We start from the raw sequence: 22,238 nt of genomic DNA on the forward strand, positions 1-22,238 counted from the left end.
GCCGGTATATAGCATCTGCGACCGAACAGGGAACCTGTTTATCAGACAAGAACAAAAAGAGCACGAAAAGATGATGGCGCACACTTGCACCTGACCGCGAAGCAGTTAATGGTCTGAGCCATGCGCCCATCCATGCTCGATCCGTTTTTCGCTTCCGTCCGCTCGCTTTCCGGCATTGGCCCGAAGGTAGCGGTTTTACTTGGCAAACTTCTCGGCACCGATGTGCCCGGTGCGGAACCGAAAGTCGGCCAGCTTCTGTTTCTGCCGCCGAACAGCGTGATCGACCGGCGCAACCGCCCCGGCATTGCGCTGGCGCAGGAAGGCGCCATCGTCACGTTGGAAGTGGTCGTTGATCAGCACCAGCCTGCACCGCCTGGAAGGGGCAATGTTCCTCATCGCGTCTTTGCCCATGACGAAACCGGCGAAATTGCGCTGACTTTCTTCCATGCGCAACTGCCATGGCTGCAAAAGATGCTGCCCGAAGGCGAAACCGTCATCGTTTCCGGCAAGGTGGAATGGTTCAACGGGCGCGCCTCCATGGTGCATCCGGACTATATTGCCAGCCTCGAAGACGCCGCCAATCTGCCCATGGTCGAGCCGGTCTATCCGCTGACAGCGGGCCTGTCGCCCAAAACCCTCGGACGCGCCGTCAAGGAAGCGCTGACGCGTGTTCCGCCGCTGCCGGAATGGATCGACGGCCCCCTGCTGGCGCGCGAGCGTTTTCCAAGCTTTCAGGACGCGCTTAATACCCTGCACCAGCCGGAAGACCCGTCCGACATTGCGCTGGAAGGCATTACGCGGCGCAGGCTGGCTTATGACGAGTTTCTGGCCGGGCAATTGGCGCTGGCCCTCGTCCGTGCCAAGACACGCAGGCTTTCCGGTCGACCACTGGAAGGCACCGGGCGCATCGTCACGGAAATCATGCGGCACCTGCCCTATCGCCTGACCAAGGGGCAGGATCAGGCCGTGCGCGAGATCATCACAGACCTCAAGTCGCCGGAGCGCATGTTGCGGCTTCTGCAAGGCGATGTCGGCTCCGGCAAAACCGTGGTGGGCCTGCTTTCCATGGCTCATGCTGCGGAATCCGGAGGTCAGTCGGCGCTGATGGCACCAACCGAAGTGCTGGCGCGTCAGCATTTCGCAACCATCGCGCCGCTCGCCGAAAAAGCCGGGCTGAAAGCAGCACTTCTCACGGGCCGCGAAAAAGGCCGCGAGCGCAATGCCGTGCTGGAGGGCCTGAAAAGCGGTGAGATCGATATCATTATCGGCACACACGCGCTGTTTCAGGAAAAGGTCGAGTATCACGATCTCGTTCTGGTCATCATCGATGAGCAGCATCGCTTTGGCGTGCATCAGCGCCTGATGCTGACCGCCAAAGGCTCGGCACCCGATATGCTGGTGATGACGGCAACGCCGATCCCGCGCACGCTGGTTCTGACCGCTTTCGGCGATATGGATGTGTCTAAACTGACGGAAAAGCCCGCCGGACGCCAGCCTATCACAACCGCCATTCTGCCGATGGAGCGTATGGGTGAGTTGGTGGAGCGCATCCGCAAAGCGGTTCAGGAAGGGCAGAAGATCTACTGGATCTGCCCGTTGGTGGAGGAATCCGAAGTCGTTGAACTGACCTCGGCGGAAGAGCGTTTCGAAAGCCTCAAATCCGTGTTTGGTGACCGGATCGGCCTGATCCATGGCCGCATGAACGGGGCTGAAAAAGACGAAGCGATGCGCGCCTTCAAGCAAGGTGAGACACGGCTTCTCGTTGCCACCACCGTTATTGAAGTCGGCGTGGACGTGCCCGACGCCACCATCATCGTCATTGAGCACGCCGAACGGTTCGGCCTATCGCAATTGCACCAGTTGCGCGGGCGTGTGGGGCGTGGCGATAAGCCATCGACCTGTCTCCTTCTCTACAAGGGGCCGCTGGGCGAAATCGGTCAGGCGCGACTGAAGGTGATGCGCGAGACGGAAGACGGTTTCCGCATTGCTGAAGAAGATCTGAAACTGCGCGGCGAAGGCGAGTTGCTCGGCACGCGCCAGTCTGGCACGCCGGGCTTCCGCCTCGCCTCCATCGAAGCGCATGGCGATCTTCTGGAAATCGCCCGCAAGGATGCCCGCTATGTTTTGACCAGCGATCCCGATCTGGAATCGGAACGCGGACAGGCACTGCGTGTGCTGCTCTATCTCTTCGGACGCGATGAAGCGATAAGGCTGCTCAGGGCCGGATAACAGAACGAATAAAGGACGCACTGCCGCTCCCCTCACCCCGAGCTTGTCGAAGGGTGGGGTTGACCAGTAACGCCTCGTCCTTCGAGACAGTGCTTCGCACTTCCTCAGGATGAGGCGTTATGAGACGTCGAGGCATAGATCGACGTCTTCTATCACTTCATTAAGATAACTATATAACAGACTGATTTTATTCAACCGTAACCGATTTTGCCAGATTGCGCGGCTGATCGACGTCCGTGCCCATCAGGACAGCGGTGTGATAGGCCAGCATCTGGATCGGCAGCGCATAGACGAGCGGCGTGATGAATTCCGGCACGTCCGGCAGAACGATGGTTGCCATCGTATCGACGCTGGCGCTTGCAGCACCCTTTTTATCAGTGATCAGAATGATGCGACCGCCACGGGCCGCCACTTCCTGCATGTTCGATACCGTCTTTTCATAGAGACGGTCGGACGGCGCGATCACGATGACCGGCATGGTTTCGTCGATCAGCGCAATCGGCCCATGCTTCAGCTCGCCGGCAGCATAGCCTTCGGCGTGGATATAGGAAATTTCCTTGAGCTTCAGCGCGCCTTCCATGGCGAGCGGGAAGGACGTGCCGCGACCGAGATAAAGAACATGGTTGACCTTGGCGAGATCGGTACACACGGCAGCGATCTCATCTTCCAGCTTCAACACCTGATTGAGGAAACGCGGCGCTTCGGAAAGCTGGCGCACCAGTTCCTGCTCGCGCTTTTCGTCGATGGTGCCGCGTGCCTTTGCAGCCGCAATCACCAGCGACGCCATGGCGGAAAGCTGGCAGGTGAAAGCCTTGGTGGAGGCGACGCCGATTTCCGGACCGGCGAGCGTCGGGAACACGGCATCGGATTCACGCGCGATGGTCGAACCGATGACGTTGACGACGGAGGCGATCTTCAGCCCTTGCGACTTGCAATAGCGCAGCGATGCCAGCGTATCCGCCGTTTCACCGGATTGCGACACGAAGACCGCAAGCGAATCCTTCGACAGCGGCATTTCGCGATAGCGGAATTCCGATGCGATATCGCTATCGACCGGTAGACGCGCAATCTGTTCGAACCAGTATTTGCCGACCGATGCAGCATAGAAGGCCGTGCCGCAGGCTGAAATCGTAAGGCGGTCGATCTTGCTGAAATCGAGGCCAATCGCTTCCTGACGCACCTTGCCGGTGGTGAAGTCGAGATAATTGGCGAGCGTATGCGAAATCACTTCCGGCTGTTCGAACATCTCCTTCTGCATGAAGTGACGGTGATTGCCCTTGGAAACGAGCATATTGGCCGTCTGCGTCTTCTGGATCGGACGCTCGACCTGACTGTTGCTCTCGTCATAGATGGTGACGCCCTTCCGGGTGAGCACGGCCCAGTCGCCGTCTTCGAGATAGGCAATCGTGTCGGTGAACGGCGACAGCGCAATCGCGTCCGAGCCGAGGAACATCTCGCCATCGCCATAACCGACAGCCAGCGGCGGACCCTGACGGGCGCCGATGAGCAGTTCTTCATCGCCTTCAAACAGGAATGCGAGAGCGAAGGCACCATGCAGCAACGGCAGGCAATCGCGCACGGCCTCAACCGGCGACTTGCCCTTTTCCAGCTCACGGGTCACCAGATGCGCAACGGCTTCGGTGTCGGTTTCGGTCTGGAACTTGCGGCCTTCGGCTTCCAGCATGGTGCGCAGTTCGGCAAAGTTCTCGATAATGCCGTTATGAACCACCGCAAGGCGCTCGGTGATGTGCGGATGCGCATTGCGCTCCACCGGCTTGCCATGGGTGGCCCAGCGCGTATGACCGATGCCGATCACGCCCGGAAGCGGCTCACCGGCAAGGCGCTTTTCCAGATTGACGAGCTTGCCTTCCGCACGACGGCGGTCAAGCTTGCCGCCCTGCAAGGTGGCGATACCGGCGGAGTCATAACCGCGATATTCCAGTCGTTTCAGAGCATCGACCAGAAGCGGCGCGACTTCATCCTTGCCGATAATACCGATAATTCCACACATGCATCTGCTCCAGATCTGGGTCGCTTGCTTTTGCCAGCCGGTTTAAAGACTCTAAAGCGGAACGGCAAGCCAAGCCATCCGCCCTGGGGTCGTCTGATAGTCGATTTATTTCGATGAGGTTTTAGCCGCTTTGATGGCGGCATACTTCTCCCGCAGGATCTTGCCCCGGCCTTCCTTGGTTTCCTGCCGCGCACGGCCAAAGGCCAGCGCATCGGTGGGCACATTGTCGGTGATCGTGCTGCCGGATGCGATATAGGCGTTGTCGCCGATTTCCACCGGCGCCACCAAAGAGGAATTGGAGCCGATAAAGGCATTTTCGCCGATAATCGTCTTATATTTGTTGTAGCCGTCGTAATTGCAGGTGATCGTCCCTGCCCCGATATTGCTGGATGCGCCGACGGTCGCATCGCCGATATAGGTCAGGTGGTTGATCTTAGCGCCCTTGCGCACATCGGCGTTCTTCACTTCGCAGAAATTGCCGACCTTGGTTTTCTCGCCGAGCTTTGCACCGGGACGCAACCGTGCAAAAGGCCCGATTTCCGCGCTCGGACCGACATTCGCGCCTTCCATATGCGAGAAGGAATGAATGAGCGCACCCGTTGCAACATGTACGCCCGGACCGAAGAATACGTTCGGCTCGATGATGACGTCAGCTTCAACCAGCGTGTCATGGCTGAAGAACACCGTTTCCGGCGCGATCAGCGTCACACCGGCCAGCATCATCTCGCGGCGCTTGCGGTTCTGCCAGATGGCCTCGGCTTCCGCGAGTTCTGCGCGGTTGTTGATGCCGATGACATTATCAACCGGCACTTCGATGGCGGTTACGTTGAGGCCCTTGTCATGCGCGATGGCTACAATGTCGGTAAGATAATATTCGCCCTTGGCATTGTCGTTGCCGACTGCATCCAGCAGTGCAAGAGCATGACTGCCGCGCACGGCCATCAAGCCGCCATTGCAGAAACCGATCTGCTTCTGGGCGTCCGTCGCTTCCTTTTCTTCGACAATGGCGACCAGTTGGTCACCGTCTTCGATTAGGCGGCCATAGCCATGTGGGCTGGCCGGACGGAAGCCGATTACAACGATATCGGCACCATCGGCCAGACGCGCACGCGCGGCCTGCAGAGACTGCGCTTCGATCAGCGGCGTATCGCCGAAGACGATCAGCAGATCATCATAGCCATTTGCAATCGCCTCACGCGCGGCAAGCACGGCATGGGCCGTACCGAGGCGTTCCGTCTGTTCGAAAGAGGACACTGGACCCGCGATTTTCTCAACCGCGCCGCACACGTCTTCCGCTCCGCGTCCGACGACCAGCGCGACATCGCTTTTGCCTGTGCCCTGCACGGCCTTGACTACATGGCAGACCAGCGGCAGGCCCGCGACTGCATGCAGCACTTTCGGCAGGCTTGATTTCATGCGTGTGCCTTCGCCGGCAGCAAGCACGATGGAAAGGCAAGTACGGTCTGTCATGACATTATCCAGAAAATCGTGATGTTCATCCGCTTTAGCATGAAAGCGTATATGGAAGCTTACGGATTTAGCCAAGCCTCCCGAGGACCGGGAACGTCTCCAGTAGCCAGAACGAGAAGGATTGCATGCCGCCGGTCAGGAACAGGACCCCGGCCACGACGAGCAGTGCGCCCATTGCCTTTTCCACCTTGCCGAGATGCACACGGAAGCGGGACAGGAAGCGCATGAAGGCGCCGGAGAAAAGCGCAGCGACCAGAAAAGGAATACCAAGCCCCAGCGAATAGATTGCGAGCAGAAGCGCCCCCTCGCCGACGGTGCTGCTGCCACCGGCCAGTGTCAGGATCGGCCCCAACACAGGGCCGATGCAGGGCGTCCAGCCGAATGCGAAGGCCAGCCCCATGACATAAGCGCCGAGCGGCGAAGCAGGCGCATTGCGTGCCTGAAAGCGCGCCTCGCGCGACAGGAAGGACAAGCGCAGCAGGCCCAGAAAATTGAGGCCCATAAGTATGATGACCACACCGGCGACAATGGCGATCTCCTGCTGCCATGCGCGCAAAAATGCACCGATAGACGATGCGCCAGCACCCAGCGCCACGAAAACTGTGGTGAAGCCGAGGACGAAGCAGATAGCGGCAAAGGCAAGCGAGCGACGCGCGGACGGTTCAGCCGCAACGCGGGCGGCTTTATCAGCGCGGAAATCTTCAACGCTCACGCCAGCCATATAGCAAAGATAAGGGGGCACCAGCGGAAGAACGCAGGGCGATAAAAAGGACAGCGCTCCCGCACCAGCCGCCGTCATGTAGGAAACATCGAGCACGATTACCTCATTCGTTCATGAAATTGCTTGCTGCCCGGGCGAACCGCAGGCTTATATAGACCAAGTTTTGTGCAACTCTGAATATTTTTGATACAACAGGACATTAGAACACAAGTTTGCCCAAAATCGGGATCACTCCCCGCCTTTACTATAATTTGTTAATTGCTCCAACTGGACGACGCTCCGATGAGCTTGATTGATGATGAAGTGCCTTCTCAACATAACGCTGCGTCTTCCGGGCCTTTAGGCTGGCTGAGGCGATATCAGCATTTTCTGTTTCCGGTTGCGGGCATCGCCATCGCGCTGCTGGCGATCTATGTTCTGGAAACAATGCTCCAGCACACGTCGCGTTCGGAAACGCTTGCAGCACTGCATAGCATTTCCTGGACGACGCTGTCGCTCGCCGTCTTCTTTACGGTGTTGAGCTATGCCGCTGTCGCTCTTTACGATGTCGTGGCCGTAGACACCATCGCGCCAAACCAGATTCCGCGCCGTATCGCGGCGGTTGCAGGCGCTGCGGGCTATGCGATTTCCAATGCGCTCGGCTTTTCGCTTTTGACCGGCGGCGCGCTGCGCTATCGCATCTATGCCGCCGAAGGCGTCAGCCTCGCCGATATCGGCAAGATCGTCGGCACATCGTGGTTCGCAATCTGGTTTGCGCTGATCATCATGGTCGGGGCTGCACTCCTCATCGATCCCCAGGATGTGCCTTGGCTATCCGCCATCGATTCGCGCATCGATATCGTGGCGGGTGTGGTTATCCTCGGCGGCATCGGCTGGCTTATCTACTGGCTGTCGCATGGCGAGCGCAGCGTCAGGATCGGTTCGTTCAGCCTGCGCCTTCCCAATTCCAAAGGCGCACTAATCCAGATTTGCGCCGGATTGGTCGATGTCGGCGCTGCCGCGGCCACACTCTACGTCCTGATGCCCGCTGATGCAGTGCCAAGTTTCGCCGTCTTCGCACTCGTCTATGTGATCGCCATTGTTCTCGGCATCGCCAGCCACGCGCCCGGCGGCCTCGGCGCCTTCGAAGCAACGATCATCGCCGGGTTGGGCCTCGGCGGAAAACCGGACGCCATCGCAGCACTTCTCGCCTATCGCATCATCTACACGGTCATGCCGCTCGTCGTGGCAACGGCTGGCATTCTCGTCTGGGAAGCGATGCGGCGGCGTCAGATGCTGGGCAAACAGGCCGCCTTCGCCAAACGCCTGTTCGAGCCTCTGGTGCCAAGCCTTTCCGCTGGCATCATCTTTCTGGGCGGCATCATCCTGCTCATTTCGGGCGCGACACCCAATTTGCGCTATCGCGTTGAGCTTTTGTCCGACATCGTGCCTGAATTCCTGATGGAAATGTCGCATCTGGCGGCAAGCCTCGTGGGCGTCGCGCTGCTCATCGTTGCGCGCGGCCTTTCCAAGCGGCTGGAGCGAGCGTGGGTTGCGGCGATGACATTGCTCCTCAGCGGAGCGGTGTTTTCACTCGCCAAGGGCCTCGACTGGGAAGAAGCCGTCATTCTGTGCATCTTCGCTTTAACGCTCTGGAATTTTCGTGATTCCTTCTATCGCCGCCCGATATCCGGACCTTTCGAACTGAGCTGGAACTGGATCACCACAGTCGGCACCACGGTGCTTGTTTCCACATGGCTTGGCTTCTTCGTTTACCGGCACGTCGAATATTCGAGCGATCTGTGGTGGGATTTCGCATGGAGCGGTAATGCGCCACGCTTCCTGCGGGCGACCGTGCTGGTTTTTGCAGTGGTCGCCGCTGTCGGCCTGCATTCGATCATCAACCGCAACAGCCATCGCAGGCGAAAGGTCGATTATTCGATCCCCGAAGCAGTGCCTCCTCTGGTGGCGGAATGTCCGCATACGGACGCGGCGCTGGCCATGTTGGGCGACAAGCAGTTTCTGCTCGCACCGGATAACAGCGCCTTCATCATGTATGCCCAATCCGGTGGCAGCCTGATCGCGCTCGGCGAGCCGATCGGCAACCCCGAAACCGGCAAGGAAACGGCCTGGTCGTTTCACGCGCTTGCGGACAGATTAGCGCTGCGCACGGTTTTCTACGGCGTTGGCCCGCAAAGCCTGCCGCTGTTTCTCGACATGGGGCTTGTCGCGCTGAAACTGGGCGAAGTGGCCCGCGTGAACCTGACGGACTTTTCACTGGAAGGGCCGCGTCGCCAGCCATTCCGCTATGCCGACCGCAAGGTCGACAAGGACGGCCTCACCTTCGAAATTATTCGGGCGGCTGACATTCCACCGATCCTCCCGCGCCTGCGTGAAATTTCCGACGCCTGGCTCGATTTCAAATCCGGCAGCGAAAAGGGATTCTCGCTCGGCTATTTCGATGACGACTATATGCAGCGCTTCGATGTCGCCGTGCTGAAAAGCGAAGGCGAGATCGTGGCCTTTGCCAATCTGTGGCGCGGCGCAAACAAATACGAGATCACCGTGGACCTGATGCGCTATATGCCCAATGTGCACAAGCTGCTGATGGATGCGCTTTTCGCCAAGCTGCTCATGTATAGCAAAAACGAAGGCTACCAGTGGTTCAATCTCGGCGCGGCCCCGCTTGCCGGACTGAGCGGCAGCAGGCTTGCGTCGCGCTGGAACCGGCTCGGCTCCTTCATCTACAAGCGCGGTGCGGACCTCTATCATTTCGACGGATTGAAGGCCTTCAAGGAAAAATTCGATCCTGTCTGGACCCCGCATTATATGGTCTGCCCCGGCGGACTGGAAACACCGCGCGCCCTTCTCGACGCCACAACCCTGATCAACGGCAGCCCACTGGAGTTCATCCGTAAATGAAGAAAGAACGCGTCCTCTTTACCGTGGTCGGGCTTGTGCTGCTTGGAGCGGCGGGCGTTTACGCGTCGCTGCATACTGGCAAGATCGCCCGCATGTGGACCAAACTTACAGGCTCCGAGGAGCCGGTCGTTCATGCAAGCGCCGAACGGCTGTCGAACATCCCGGTCTATATGCCGAACGGTGACCCGGTCGGACTTACCATCCTTCTCAGCGACGAGGCGGGCATCGGCGAGAAGGAGCGCGCCTATATGGACGCGTTGCTTGCGAAAAACATGATCGTTTTGCCGGTTGAACTCGGCCCATGGCGGGCTTCGCTCGATAAGGAAGACGGCGAGTGCAACTATCTCGACTCCGATTTTGAGGCCATCGCCAAGGAAGCGCTGCGCGGGCTTGATCTCGATGTCTATTTCCATCCGGTGCTGACCGGCATCGGCCAGGGTGCGACGATTGCCTATGCCGCGGCGTCGGATTCGCCCGATGCGACCATTGCGGGCGCTGTCTCGCTCGACCCTGCCCCGGCGAAAACCCGCCTGCCCTCCTGTACAGAAAAGGCGGCTGCGACGAAAACACCGGATGGTGCATTTACCTATGCTTTTGGCGCCCAGATACCAGCACCTGCTCTGGTGGTCGCCCCTCCCGGAACGGAGACCAACAACCCGGTCGAAGCACGGCAACAAAATATCGCCGTTCTCCAGAGCGCCAAGGATTTCCCGGCGCGCATGAAAATGGCGGTTGATAACATTGTCGCCATGGCTGATCAGGACGCCAAGAATGAAGCCCTGCCGATTGTCGATCTTCCCGCCAAGGGCGGCAATGCGGAGATGGTCGCGGTCTTCTATTCAGGTGACGGCGGCTGGCGCGATCTCGACAAATCCATCGGCGAATGGCTGCAAGCGCATGGCGTGCATGTCATCGGCGTCGATTCTCTGCGCTATTTCTGGTCGGAGCGCACACCGGAAGAAATCGCCAAAGACACCACGGCAATGATCAGGAAGGCCGATCCGGCAGGGAAATTGCCTGTTACGGTGCTTGGCTATTCCTTCGGGGCCGATACTTTCCCCTTCGCGTGGAAATATCTCGATCCAGCCATTCAGGACCGCACAAAAATGATCGGGCTGCTTGGTGTCGAAACCACGACAACCTTTCAGGTCTCTATCGAAGGCTGGCTTGGCATGGATGGCGACAAGGATGTCGTTCCGGCAATTTCCAGCATTCCGCTCGACCGCGTCGTCTGCGTCTATGGCGAGGAGGAAGACGACACCGCCTGCACGGCAAGCGAGTTGAAGGGCATGGACGTCATGAAACTGGCGGGTGGCCACCACTTCGACGAAAACTACGAGCCGATTGCAGCCGCCCTGCTCGACAAAATGCGCGCACGCGCCGGTCTGCCGCCGCGCCCGTCAAGCTGACGGGCCACTTCCGGTAAAGGCGCTAACCCTTTATCGCGCCTGACGGATTTTGCGCGCCAAGCGCGCGCTGCACCGCCACGCGGGCCGAGGCGAGATCGGGCATGACCCAGTTCGGCTCGCCACCCAGAAACTTGTCGAGGAAGGCTATCGCATAGCCCGGCATGTCGGCCACGTTTTCCCGGTAAGACCACCAGGTTCGCAAATCGTCCGCACAGGCGTCGATATCCTGTGCCACGCCGAATTCCTGCTCCTGCACGGCGGCAATCGCGCAAATGCAGTAATTGGTATAGAGGAACCCCTCCGGCCAGAAGGCGATAATGTCGTGTTGCGGCGTATTCTCGCCCTCGTTCGCCTTCGGGATCGATAACGCCCGGGCAGGCGACAGGCGGATCAGTTCACGCAGAACCAGCCCGGCGGCAAAGGTGATGAAATCCTTGCGGTCCACCTTGGCATATCGCTTGTTCTGCTCGACCAGTTCTACCCAGTTCAGAAAAGCTTCCGTCAGTTTCTGCTCGTCGATCTCATAATCGACACCATAGACATCATGGAGAAGACTGGCGTGTTTGCGAAACGTCGCCCTGAACCAGCGCAACTGCCGCAAGCGACGCCGCAAGTCCGGCATCGATGCCATCTGGTTCTTCAAAAGCAAATCCATATTCCACGCCTCCAATGCCGAAAGACCATATGCGAAACCGCTACCGTTGTCAGCTTGTCCTTCCCGCAATCTTCACCTCATAATTATACATATTGACATTTCAGAAAACAAATGTTCTGTGAAGAGACGGAGACTGGCGGCGCTCAAAGACGCACGAAGCCTCCGGTGGAGGAGGAGAAAATGGCTATCTGGCAATGGGCTTTACTGGCTTTGGCTCTTTTATGGGGAGTGCAGTCGCTGGGCGTCTGGTTTCAGATGCGCCATTACTCCGACGTGCTGAAAGGCGTCACATCCCGCTACTCTGACGGATTCGTGGGTGCAGGCCATGTGCGCGGGCGCTTCGGCAAAGGCGTCATTGTCATGATCGTGGTTGACCGCGACCTGAAGGTCCGGCGCTTTCTCGAAATGAGCGGACGAACCGTGTTCGCAAAGTTCAAGCGGCAGGAAGCCTATGAGGGCATGCCGCTCAATGCCTTGCGGCGTGAACAGGAAGCGCTCGAAAAGTCGCCTGTCAATGTTGCCGCAAAGCAGGCGATGGACCAGATCGATCGCATCCGCGAACAATCCGACGGCACGTCTCTCGACGGACTGAAGCTGGCGCACGCCTGAGCGTGTATCCAACCGTGAACTGGGTGGCAATGTTCAAGGGGTATCGCCCGACGAGGACGGGCGTGGAGGAGGAGAAATGTCTATAGCTGCAATGCTGGCGCAAGGCGCCGATACGACCTTACAGTCCTTGCATGTGGCGAGCCAGATGGCCGCCAACATAGCAACGGACGCGGTGTTTCACGGCAAGCTAGCCGTCGAACACGGTAGCGATAACCTTGTGCAGCTTGCACAGGCAACCGGCACGGACAATCTGACTGTCGATCAGTTCAAGGAACGACTGCAAAACGTCACTCAAGAAGAACAGCTGGGCTGGCTGGCCTCGATCGGCAAGCACTTCATCGGTATTTTCCAAAAGGGTGGCGAAGTGTTTTCCGGTTTCGTGACCGGCATCATTCCGACCCTGGTGGTTCTGATGACCGCCTTCTACGCGATCACCGAACTCGTCGGCGAAAAGCGCGTGCACGGTTTGGCACAGGGGGCGGGCCGCATCGCGCTAACCCGTTATACGGTTCTGCCGGTGCTGTCGGTGTTCTTCCTGACCAATCCGATGGCCTATACCTTCGGTTCGTTCCTTGAGGAAAAGCACAAGCCTGCCTTTTACGACGCGGCAGTGTCCTATGTGCATCCGCCACTTGGCCTCTTCCCGCATATCAATCCCGGCGAATATTTCGTCTGGGGTGGCGTACTCGTGGCGCTGCTTGAACTGGAAAAGAAAGGCGCTGTCGCCAATGGCTATCATATCAATGTGGCCATCTGGTACGCCATCGTCGGCCTCGTCGTGATCCTGCTCAAAGGCATGCTCACCGAACGCATCACCGCCATCATGGCGCGCCGTCAGGGCATCGAGCTTTAAGGCGCGGGAGGACATCATGGCCAAAACCTACAAATCCGTTAGAATTTCCCATGGCTCCGGTGGCTGGGGCGGACCGCTTGTCATCCAGCCCACCGAACAGCGTAGCAAGATCGTATCCGTGACCGGCGGCGGCATTCATCCGCTCGCCAGACAGATCGCGGAAATGACCGGAGGCGAAGCCGTAGACGGTTTCCGCGCTCCGCCCATTGAAAGCGAAATGGCTGTCGTCGTGGTCGATTGCGGCGGCACCGCCCGTTGCGGCGTCTATCCGCGCAAGCGCATCCCGACCGTCAACCTGACGCCAGTCGGCCAGTCAGGTCCCCTGGCGCAGTTTATCACCGAAGACATTTATGTCTCCGGCGTAAAGCCAGAAAATGTCGTTCCTGCTGATGGCTCCGAGGCTCCTGCCGCCGCCGCTTCCTTTGGGGCTGCCGGCGCCAAGGCCGACGAAAAGCCGGCAGCGCCGATCGATACTTCGAATGATGGCGGCCTTGTCGGACTGATCAGCCGGATCGGCCGCGTCATGGGCCGTGTCGTCGGCATTTTCTTCAATGCCGGTCGTCGCACCATCGATCAGGTCATCCGCAACGTTCTGCCATTCATGGCTTTCGTGACGATGCTGATCGGTCTCATTCTTTACACCGGCATCGGCGATATTCTTGCCCAGCCGATGGGACCACTCGCCAACAATATCATTGGCCTGCTTGTGCTGTCGGCTATCTGCGGCTTGCCGTTCCTGTCTCCGATCCTTGGGCCGGGCGCAGTCATCGCGCAGGTAGTGGGTGTGGCCATTATCGGCCCGCAGATTGCCAATGGCACCATCGCTCCGGCAATGGCCCTGCCCGCGCTCTTCGCCTACAACACGCAGGTCGGTTGCGACTTCGTGCCGGTGGGTCTGGCGCTCGGCGAAGCCAAACCGAAGACGATTGAAATCGGCGTGCCTGCGATCCTGATCAGCCGCCAGATCATGGGCCCTGTCTCGGTGCTCATCGCCTGGCTCGTCAGCCTCGCCGTGCTTTGACGCAAACTGGCTCGTCGCATCAAAGCGGCGGGCCGCTCCTCCCAATCTCTGCCCTTAATTTTCGGCATCCTCATCTCCCCAATTTTTGGAGGATGTCGGTTGAGTGAAATTGAAAAGGACTGCCGCCATGCCGATACATCTCAAGACACGGATCACCGCAATTGGTCCCGAAGTGGCTGATCTCGCCGAAGGCGGCGTTCTGATCCTGTTTGCAGAGGGCTCCCCGCCCGAACTGGCGGAAGTCTCGGTGATGCACGCAGTCGAAGATGGTCCGCAGGAAGCTGCGCCGCCGGTTGGCGCGCTGATCACCATTGGCGACATTACGGCGAACATAACGGCTGTTGGAACAAGCGCCTGGCAGAAAGTGCGCGACATCGGTCATGTGGTGATATCGTTTACCGGGGCCGACTCGACCGACCGTCCGGGCGAAATCTGTGCCAGCGAAGTTGACGGCGCCGCTCTGGTTGCCGTTCTGCGCGAAGGACATATGATCGTCATCAGCGACTGATCTCAAGAAGCATTCATGATCCAAGGCTCTCAAATGGAACGCTCCACCATCGTCCGGGTGCATGAAGGGCTGCATGCGCGCCCCGCCACCCGTTTCGTCAAGCTCGCCAAGGGGTTCGAGTGCAATATCGAGATCGCAAAGAGCGGCAAAAGCGTCAGCGCGAAAAGCTCCGTTAAGCTCATGCTGCTTGGCGTGAAGGAAAATGACGAAGTCACCGTCAGCGCCGAAGGGGCTGACGCGATTGAAGCACTGGAAGCGCTGATCGGCTATCTCGAAAACCCGCGCGCGGGGCTTGAGGAAAATGACGGCGCAGCCGTTGCTGCGGTGGTGGAGACTGCGCCCGTCGTCGTCCCGGTCGCGAGTGTTGCGATTGCAGCGTTGCCGGAAGGCCAGATCAAGGGCGTTGCCGCCAGTGAAGGTCTTTCGCTTGGCGAGGCGTTTCCGTTTTTCCCTGCCGAAATCACGCCCGGCACCGGCAAGCTGGCACCTCACGAAATCGCACCGGAAATCAGCCGTTATGAGGCCGCTGTTGCAACTGTTCAAGAGCGGATGGAACATTCGCTCGCGCGCGGCGATCTCGCCGAAAGTGATCGCGGCATCGTTGCTGCATTGAAGGATATTGCCTCCGACGACAGCCTGCGAGACGAAGCACTCGCCCTTATTCGCGGCGGCATGGATGCGGTCTCGGCCACGCTCGGCGCTGCCTCGACGGTCGCGCAGCAATTCGCAAATCTCGACGATCCCTATCTCAATGCCCGCGCCGACGATGTGCACGCAATCAGCCGCCAGATTTGTCTCGCCTTACTCGGTCAGGAAGACCTCAATCTCGACGGACTACCGGATGGAGCCATTCTAATCGCCGAAGACATCGGCGCTTGGGACTTGGCCCGCGCACCCCTGAAGCGCATTCGCGGCGTGGTTTGCGGCCATGGCGGCGCGACCTCGCATGTCGCGATCATCGCGCGCACGCACGGAATCCCGGCAGTGCTTGGCCTTGGCGACGCTGTTCATAGACTGAAGACAGCGCGACAGGTTGCCGTCGATGGCAGTGCGGGCATTGTCCATCACGACCCGGATGCCACCGTTCTGGCCGAAATCGAAAGCCGCATTGCCAAGGCCACTGAAGAACAACGTGCGCTGGACAAGTATCGTGACTATACGCCGCGCCGCGCCGATGGCGTGGTGATTGAGGTTGCGGCCAATCTCGGCGCTTTGGAGGAAATCGAAGCGGCCCAGACCGCAGGCGCGATGGGCGTCGGCCTGTTCCGCACCGAGCTTCTGTTCATGAAGCATATCCATTTGCCGTCCGAAGACATGCAGATGGAAACCTATGCATCACTTCTGCGCGCTTTCGCCCCCCAGTCTGTCATTGTCCGCACACTCGATATCGGCGGTGACAAGCCCGTCGCCGGCATCGAGTTTCCCGAGGAGGAAAACCCGTTCCTCGGCTGGCGCGGCATCCGCATGTGCCTTGACCGCCCGGAGGTATTTAAGCCGCAATTGCGCGCCCTGCTTCGCGCCTCAGTGCACGGCAAACTGAAGGTCATGTTGCCGATGGTTTCCGATATCGAGGAGATCCGGGCGACAAAAAGCCTGATTGCCGAATGCGAGCGCGAGTTGACAGCAGAAGGCAAGCCTTACGGCACGTTTGAACTGGGTGTTATGATCGAAACACCGGCAGCGGTTTTTGCAGCCGATCAGTTGGCCAGGGAATCCGCCTTCTTCTCCATCGGCACCAATGATCTGACGCAATATGTCATGGCGGCAGACCGTCTCAACCCGACGATCGCGAGGCTCAACGACGTGCATCATCCAGCTGTAATGGCGGCCATTGAAATGACCGCGAAAGCAGCCACGACAGCGGGCATCATGGTTGGCATGTGCGGGGAAGCGGCAGGCAAGACGGATTTGATACCGGAATTTATCCGCATGGGACTGACCGAGCTCAGCATGAGCCCGGCTTCCATTCCCCGCGCCAAGAAAATCATCGCCGATCTGTTCGGCGACTTAAGGTAGGTGGGCAATCAGCGTCGCGAAGAGGGTTTCGAGCTTCTTCGCGTCGTGGGTTTCTGCCGCATCCACCAGCCGCTCATAGCGTGCCTCCAGCACCATGAATACACTTTCCAGCGGATCGATATCGGCGAGATCAGCAGGTTTTACGGTCGCCAGCCCGCAAGCGAGGCAAGCTGCCGCAAGCCCGACCACTTCCGCCTTGCGCAGATTTTCCGGGTCGCACGAGACTTCCAACGACGTCAAGCGGACAGGGCTTTCAGCCAGCGCTTCCAGATAAAGCGCGGCCAGCGCCTGTGCAACCTTTAGAGGATCGCGCAGAAGTTCCGCATGCTTGCGCAACAGACGCCCGTGGATGACCGAAAAAGCCGCTTCGTGGATAAGTGCGTTTTCAAGTCCGTAGCGCCGCATCGTTCCCTTGAGGAAATAATACATATCGCTGCGGAAACCGCGCACACCTTCCGCGCCGGTGCCGAAATAAAAGGATAGGCTGCGCATCTGTGGCGCGCCATGATGTTTGGCCGGTTCAGACGAAATAATCGAGATTGAGATCGCTTCGGCGGCGGTCAGCGCCGTATCCATCACGCCTGCGGCATGGCCCAGAAGCGCTTCCGGCGCAGGCAGGCTGGTTTCGGGCGCACGCGAACTTTGCCGGGCGCGCCTGATCACATAGCGCACGTCACGCAGACGGTCTTTCAGATTGACGGCGATTTCATCGGAAAGTGTGCGCAGCATGCCGGTCGTCCCTCCCTGCGAGGCCAACAATCGTATCTTAACCGATACAAAAGAAGTATTGTTTTCCTCGTCCCGGAAAAGCAATAGGGTCCATATCACAAAGACGCAAACTGTAAGAATTTTGGGGAATCGATTTGAGAAAGACCGCCAATGGGAAACGGAACGCAGCTGAAACCAACGACCTTCTGGTGGGATCCGAAGGCGTTGCAGCGGAAAACCGCACCAGCCGCCTCAGAACCCGTGCGGCGTGGATGTATTATGTCGAGCAGATGACCCAGAGCGATATTGCGGATGCGTTGGGCGTTGGCCGTGTGACCATTGTCCGTCTTCTTGCCGATGCCCGCGCCCGCAACGAGGTGAAGATCACCATCGAAGGCAAGCTTTCGGCTTTGACCGCGCTGGAAGCGGCGCTTGAAAAGGCTTTCGGGCTGGAGCAGGCCATTGTCGCGCCCCTCTCCTCTGCCGAGACCGATCCGATTCCTCCGATCAGCGCGGCGACCGGCGCTTATCTGTCGGAAAAAATCCAGCACGGCATGCGCATTGGTGTCGGCTGGGGCCGCACTTTGTCCAGCACCTTGCAGCATATCGGCTCGCGTCCGGTGAACGATCTCAAGGTCATTTCGCTTCTCGGCGGCATTGTGCAGCCACGACGCTCCAACCCGCCCGAATTTGCCTGGCAGTTCGCGCAGATGCTGCAAGGCGAAGGCTACCTTATCCCCGCGCCCGCCCTTGTGGACAGCAAGGAGACTCGCACAGCCCTGATTGAGCGCTGTGGCCTGAACACGGTGCTGAACATGGCGGAAGATCTCGACATGGTGTTGCTCAGCATTGGCGGCATTGAGACCGCCAGCAGCACGTCCTACCGCGTGGGGCTCGTCGATGAAGAGCAGAAACAATCCCTGCGCGCCAATGGCGCGGTCGGCGACGTTCTGTTCCATTTCTACGACGCCGATGGCCGCATCGTCGATGATCCGGTGCATGAGCGCGTCATGTCGGCCAGCATCGAAAGCTTGCAGAACACACCGCAACGCATCCTGACCTCCGGCGGCAAGGAAAAGATCGAAGCGCTTCTTGGCGCGATGAAACTTCTGCGTCCAACGGTGTTCATCACCGACGAGGAAAGTGCCGCCGAAATGCTCCGGCGCATCGGACATTCCGTTCCGAACTGAACCGCTCAGTAATGAGAATACAAATAGTTAGGGCGCTTTCGTGATCCTTCACGAAAGCGCCCTTTGAAATGGGCCGAAATTACTTGCGCAATTCGGCTTCGATTTCGTCCAGAACCTTGTCCTTGCCGATGCCGGTCAGGAATGCGAGGCCCTTGATGACCCGCTTCTCGACTGCAGCGGAAATAGGCGTCGTGGAAACGATGAAATCCACATTGTCAGCCAGAGACGGCACTTCGGTCGCCTTGGCCTGCTGGGCGTTGAAGGTCAGCCCGCGCTTTTTCATCTCTTCGGTGACGGCAGCATTCACGGCAGTGGATGTTGCGACGCCGGTGCCGCAGGCAAAGAGAATCGTTTTCATTTTGGCCATTTTGGTTCCTCCGATTAACCGAGCGCGGCTTCCACGTCACTCAATGTGCGCGATTTCTTGAGATGCTCGAGCGCGTCCTCATTTTGAATGGTCGCCATCACCTGTTGCAAGGTCTCGATCTGTTTGTCCTTGTCATTGATGGCAAGCAGGAAAACAAACCCGACCGGAACGTCCTCTTCCGGATCTTCCATATTGGAGAAGATGACAGGAGATTTCAGCGTCGCAAAAGCGATGCCCGCTTTCAGGACATGCTCAGGATCGGTATGCGGAACGGCAACGTTTTCTTCGCGCTCCAGCGGCAGACCGGTTGGCATGGTCTGTTCCCGCTTCACGACCGCATCCGCATAGCTGGGCTTTACATAGCCGAGCCGTTCCAGCTTCGCCGCCAGAATACGGATAATTTCCTCATTGGTTTTGGCCTCGCTCTGCAGCTCAATCGCTTCGGGGTCGAGAAAAGCCATCAGGCCGTTCGCCATTCCATCCTCCATTGCAGATAGCCGCATACCTCTCCGGTATGCGGCCAATATTGCTTTTGCGCCTTACCAGTTGTTCTGCTCGGCTGGTTCGTCTTCCGCACCGGCAGCGCGTTCCCAACCGTCGGTGTTGCGACGATAGAGAATGAACGCTGCGGCGATGACGACTGCAAGAACCGCGATTCCAACAACGCCCAACCACTGGATTGCGGCGATGATGACATAAGGCACCCACAGGAAGCCGTCGACCACAGAAGTAATCTGCAACGCGTTTTCCGGCAGCTTGAAGCCAGACGACACGGCAGCGCTCGTGAAGAGCGGAGCCAGCGCATTGGCCACATAGAAGCCGATGGCGAGCGTCACCGTGCCGACGACAACCATGCGGAACACGTTGCCCTTCAACAGCGGCGCAGTCATGGCGACGATGAACGGAATAACCGCAAGATCGGCGAACAGGATGACGCGGTTGCCCGGCAGAATCACCGACAGGATGATCGCAATCGGCACAAGGATCAGCGACGACGAGATCGCAGCCGGATGGCCGATCAGGATTGCCGAATCGAGACCGACCAGCAATTCGCGATCGCCGGTGCGCTTGCGCACGAATTCCTGTGCGGCATCAGAAACCGGCAGCAGGCCTTCCATCAGGATTTTGACCATGCGCGGCAGAAGCAGCATCACGGCGGCAAGCGTCATGCCGGTGCCCAGCACCTTGGCCAGCACATGGCCGAAATCGCCTGAATTGTAGAAAGCGATGAGACCAAGCACGAGACCGATAATCAGGCCCAGAACCACCGGCTCGCCGAAGACGCCGAAACGGCGTTCGATGGTTTCGGTGCTGATGTGGATCTTGTTGATGCCCGGAATGCGATCCATGATCCAGTTGAGCACGATGGCAATCGGCAGAATCTGCGCCGATGCCAGGTGTGGAACGGAAACGCCCGGAACGCCATAGAACTGCTGTACGGCGCGTGCCGACCAGTCAGCGAACAGCAGCGACAGAGCCGCAACAAGAGCTGCAACGATAATGCCATAGGCGAGATTGTCCGTTGCGGCGACGACAAGCGAGCCGACAAAGGCAAAGTGCCAGAAGTTCCAAACATCGACATTGAGCGTGCGGGTCCAGCGCATCAAAAGCAGCGCGATGTTGACCAGAATGCCGACCGGAATGACCCAAAGCCCCACGGACGAACCGAAAGCGATGGCCGCAGCCGAAGGCCAGCCCACATCGACGATATCGCGCTTGATGCCCGTATTGGTAACAATCGCCTGAGCCACCTCGCCAATGGAGGTGAACATCAGCCCCAATACGAGGTTGATACCGATGAAGGCGACGCCGATGGTCACGGCAGCGCGGAAGGCTTTGCCCACCTTTGCGCCAAGAACCACGGCTATAATGAAAATGACGATAGGGAGCAGGACCGTCGCTCCCAACGTATCGATGGCCGATTTCAGGCCGCTTAGAAATGCGTCCATAGTTTTCTCCTCCCCCCGGCCATCCTCCAACGAATGCCAGGCCGTTCGAACGCTTGTATCAAGTTCCGCGCCGCATGCCCCCACAAGATTTTGTTGTGTTGCATTTTGAAACACCGGGCAGAACATTTGTTTTTTATAGCAGACCAATGTTTGTTCACAAGCGATAAAGCACGGTAAGGAATAACAGGTCTGTGGCGCGTGATAAATGTACACTCGTATTGACTTGGAAACAAATGTTCATTATCGGGTAAAGGAAGAGAGGCGCGAAGGCGTCTGGAGGAACATCAGGAGGAAAAGATGGCGACGAATGTGGCGTTGACGGGCTTGGCACGTGATATGCAAGCGCGTGCGGACAGCGGACGGCCGATCCGTATCGGGCTGATCGGCTCCGGCGAAATGGGCACCGACATCGTGACCCGCGTGGCGCATATGCCCGGCATCGAAATCGGCGCCATTTCCGAACTGCGTGTTCCGAACGCTTTGAAAGCGGTTGATATCGCCTATCAGGAAGAAGGCCACGGCAGGCAAGTTTCAAACGCTTCCGACCTGACCTCGGCCATGGAAGGCGGCAAGGTCGCCGTTACGGACAATGCCAGTCTGATCCTCGAAAATGATTTGATCGATGTGGTCATCGACGCCACCGGCGTTCCGGCTGTCGGCGCGGAAATCGGCCTGCGCGCCATGGAACATGGCAAGCATCTCGTCATGATGAATGTCGAAGCCGATGTCACCATCGGTGCCTACCTCAAGGCAGAAGCCGACCGTCTGGGCGTCACCTATTCGCTGGGTGCCGGCGACGAACCATCGTCCTGCATGGAACTGATCGAGTTCGTTTCAGCCATGGGGCATCCCATCGTTGCCGCTGGCAAGGGCAAGAACAACCCGCTCAATATCGACGCCATTCCCGACGATTATCTGGAAGAAGCCAAACGCCGCAACATGAATGTGCGTATGCTGGTGGAGTTCGTCGATGGCTCCAAGACCATGGTGGAAATGGCAGCCATCGCCAATGCCACGGGCCTTGTGCCCGACAAGCCGGGTATGCACGGCCCAGCCGCAACGCTCGACCAGCTCAACAAGACGCTGATTCCTGAAAAGGACGGCGGTGTGCTTTCGAAAGTCGGCGTCGTGGATTACTCCATCGGCAAGGGTGTTGCGCCCGGCGTCTTCGTTGTGGCCGACATGTCGCATCCGCGTGTTTCGGAACGCATGGAAGATCTGAAAATGGGCAAAGGCCCTTACTTCACCTTCCACCGCCCTTATCACCTGACCTCGCTCGAAGTTCCCCTCACCTGCGCCCGTGTCGTGCTTTACGGCAAGCCGGACATGGTGCCCCTGGCAAAGCCGGTGGCCGAAGTCTGCGCTGTGGCCAAGAAGGATATGCAGCCGGGCGAAAAGCTCGATGCCATTGGCGAATATTGCTACCGCGCCTGGATCATGACGTCTGGCGAAGCGCGTACAGCGCATGCCATCCCCTGCGGTCTTCTTCAGGGCGGCAGCGTGACAAAGCCGATCAGGAAGGGCGAACTCATCACCTATGACAATGCTGCCGTCGCGCCGGGATCGAAGATCGCCGAACTGCGCGCCCGCCAGGACAAGCTCGTTTACGGAGCATAAGGAG

Annotated in this window: 18 protein-coding genes; 10 read left to right on the forward strand and 8 right to left on the reverse strand. The window is 58.7% G+C overall.

Translation table 11 applies throughout. From position 1 onward, the window contains the following. The first annotated feature begins 120 nt into the window (after positions 1-120). Positions 121-2,229: an ATP-dependent DNA helicase RecG gene (gene recG / locus WIX40_RS03135; protein WP_339438391.1), complete on the forward strand. Its 2,109-nt coding sequence runs from the start codon at positions 121-123 to the stop codon at positions 2,227-2,229. A 187-nt stretch (positions 2,230-2,416) separates the two neighbouring features. Here the strand turns inward: recG and glmS are convergent, their stop codons facing one another. The 3 genes from glmS to WIX40_RS03150 all read right to left on the reverse strand — a co-directional run bounded on the left by glmS (position 2,417) and on the right by WIX40_RS03150 (position 6,527). Beyond that, the gene (gene glmS / locus WIX40_RS03140) at positions 2,417-4,240 is read right to left on the reverse strand and encodes a glutamine--fructose-6-phosphate transaminase (isomerizing) (protein ID WP_339438393.1); all 1,824 of its coding nucleotides are present in this window, start codon (positions 4,238-4,240) and stop codon (positions 2,417-2,419) included. A 105-nt stretch (positions 4,241-4,345) separates the two neighbouring features. After that, positions 4,346-5,710, reverse strand: coding sequence for a bifunctional UDP-N-acetylglucosamine diphosphorylase/glucosamine-1-phosphate N-acetyltransferase GlmU (glmU, locus tag WIX40_RS03145; RefSeq protein WP_339438394.1), 1,365 nt, complete (start codon positions 5,708-5,710; stop codon positions 4,346-4,348). 67 nt (positions 5,711-5,777) lie between these two features. Then, complete coding sequence (locus WIX40_RS03150; RefSeq protein ID WP_339438395.1) at positions 5,778-6,527, reverse strand: cytochrome c biogenesis CcdA family protein; 750 nt, start codon at positions 6,525-6,527, stop codon at positions 5,778-5,780. A 186-nt stretch (positions 6,528-6,713) separates the two neighbouring features. Between WIX40_RS03150 and mprF the strand changes: the two genes are divergently transcribed. Continuing rightward, a complete protein-coding gene (gene mprF, locus WIX40_RS03155) occupies positions 6,714-9,332 on the forward strand; it encodes a bifunctional lysylphosphatidylglycerol flippase/synthetase MprF (RefSeq protein ID WP_339438396.1) in 2,619 nt (872 codons plus the stop codon). After that, positions 9,329-10,741 (forward strand): AcvB/VirJ family lysyl-phosphatidylglycerol hydrolase, encoded by a 1,413-nt coding sequence (locus tag WIX40_RS03160; RefSeq protein ID WP_339438398.1) that lies wholly within the window; start codon positions 9,329-9,331, stop codon positions 10,739-10,741. Before mprF ends, WIX40_RS03160 begins: the two co-directional genes overlap by 4 nt. A 22-nt stretch (positions 10,742-10,763) precedes the next feature. Here the strand turns inward: WIX40_RS03160 and WIX40_RS03165 are convergent, their stop codons facing one another. Continuing rightward, entirely contained in the window at positions 10,764-11,396 is a 633-nt protein-coding gene (locus WIX40_RS03165; protein ID WP_109367538.1) for a hypothetical protein, read from the reverse strand. A gap of 180 nt (positions 11,397-11,576) precedes the next feature. Between WIX40_RS03165 and WIX40_RS03170 the strand changes: the two genes are divergently transcribed. The 5 genes from WIX40_RS03170 to ptsP all read left to right on the forward strand — a co-directional run bounded on the left by WIX40_RS03170 (position 11,577) and on the right by ptsP (position 16,403). Beyond that, a complete protein-coding gene (locus tag WIX40_RS03170; protein ID WP_339438401.1) occupies positions 11,577-12,005 on the forward strand; it encodes a transcriptional regulator GutM in 429 nt (142 codons plus the stop codon). A gap of 76 nt (positions 12,006-12,081) precedes the next feature. Then, positions 12,082-12,858: a PTS glucitol/sorbitol transporter subunit IIC gene (gene srlA, locus WIX40_RS03175; RefSeq protein WP_109367540.1), complete on the forward strand. Its 777-nt coding sequence runs from the start codon at positions 12,082-12,084 to the stop codon at positions 12,856-12,858. 16 nt (positions 12,859-12,874) lie between these two features. Further along, entirely contained in the window at positions 12,875-13,879 is a 1,005-nt protein-coding gene (gene srlE / locus WIX40_RS03180; protein WP_339438404.1) for a PTS glucitol/sorbitol transporter subunit IIB, read from the forward strand. 127 nt (positions 13,880-14,006) lie between these two features. Continuing rightward, the gene (locus WIX40_RS03185; protein ID WP_109367542.1) at positions 14,007-14,387 is read left to right on the forward strand and encodes a PTS glucitol/sorbitol transporter subunit IIA; all 381 of its coding nucleotides are present in this window, start codon (positions 14,007-14,009) and stop codon (positions 14,385-14,387) included. Between the two features lie 33 nt (positions 14,388-14,420). Further along, positions 14,421-16,403, forward strand: a complete 1,983-nt coding sequence (gene ptsP / locus WIX40_RS03190) for a phosphoenolpyruvate--protein phosphotransferase (RefSeq protein WP_339440915.1) — start codon at positions 14,421-14,423, stop codon at positions 16,401-16,403. Here the strand turns inward: ptsP and WIX40_RS03195 are convergent. Further along, entirely contained in the window at positions 16,395-17,132 is a 738-nt protein-coding gene (locus tag WIX40_RS03195; RefSeq protein WP_339438407.1) for a hypothetical protein, read from the reverse strand. The two genes, ptsP and WIX40_RS03195, sit on opposite strands and share 9 nt — an antisense overlap. 134 nt (positions 17,133-17,266) lie before the next feature. Here WIX40_RS03195 and WIX40_RS03200 point away from each other — a divergent pair, with 134 nt between their 5' ends. Beyond that, on the forward strand, positions 17,267-18,301 hold the full coding sequence (locus tag WIX40_RS03200) for a sugar-binding transcriptional regulator (protein ID WP_339438409.1): 1,035 nt from the start codon (positions 17,267-17,269) through the stop codon (positions 18,299-18,301). 79 nt (positions 18,302-18,380) lie between these two features. Here the strand turns inward: WIX40_RS03200 and WIX40_RS03205 are convergent, their stop codons facing one another. From WIX40_RS03205 to WIX40_RS03215, 3 genes are all read right to left on the reverse strand, one after another. Then, a complete protein-coding gene (locus WIX40_RS03205) occupies positions 18,381-18,668 on the reverse strand; it encodes a PTS sugar transporter subunit IIB (protein ID WP_078340332.1) in 288 nt (95 codons plus the stop codon). Between the two features lie 14 nt (positions 18,669-18,682). Further along, positions 18,683-19,144 carry a PTS sugar transporter subunit IIA gene (locus tag WIX40_RS03210; RefSeq protein WP_124915969.1) on the reverse strand — a complete coding sequence of 154 codons (462 nt, stop codon included), beginning with the start codon at positions 19,142-19,144 and terminating at the stop codon, positions 18,683-18,685. A gap of 63 nt (positions 19,145-19,207) precedes the next feature. Further along, a complete protein-coding gene (locus tag WIX40_RS03215) occupies positions 19,208-20,617 on the reverse strand; it encodes a PTS galactitol transporter subunit IIC (RefSeq protein WP_109367547.1) in 1,410 nt (469 codons plus the stop codon). 297 nt (positions 20,618-20,914) lie between these two features. Between WIX40_RS03215 and WIX40_RS03220 the strand changes: the two genes are divergently transcribed. Then, positions 20,915-22,234, forward strand: coding sequence for an NAD(P)H-dependent oxidoreductase (locus tag WIX40_RS03220; RefSeq protein WP_140023694.1), 1,320 nt, complete (start codon positions 20,915-20,917; stop codon positions 22,232-22,234). Positions 22,235-22,238: the final 4 nt, after the last annotated feature.

It is taken from the genome of Ochrobactrum teleogrylli (assembly GCF_037482325.1).
GTDB lineage: Bacteria > Pseudomonadota > Alphaproteobacteria > Rhizobiales > Rhizobiaceae > Brucella > Brucella teleogrylli.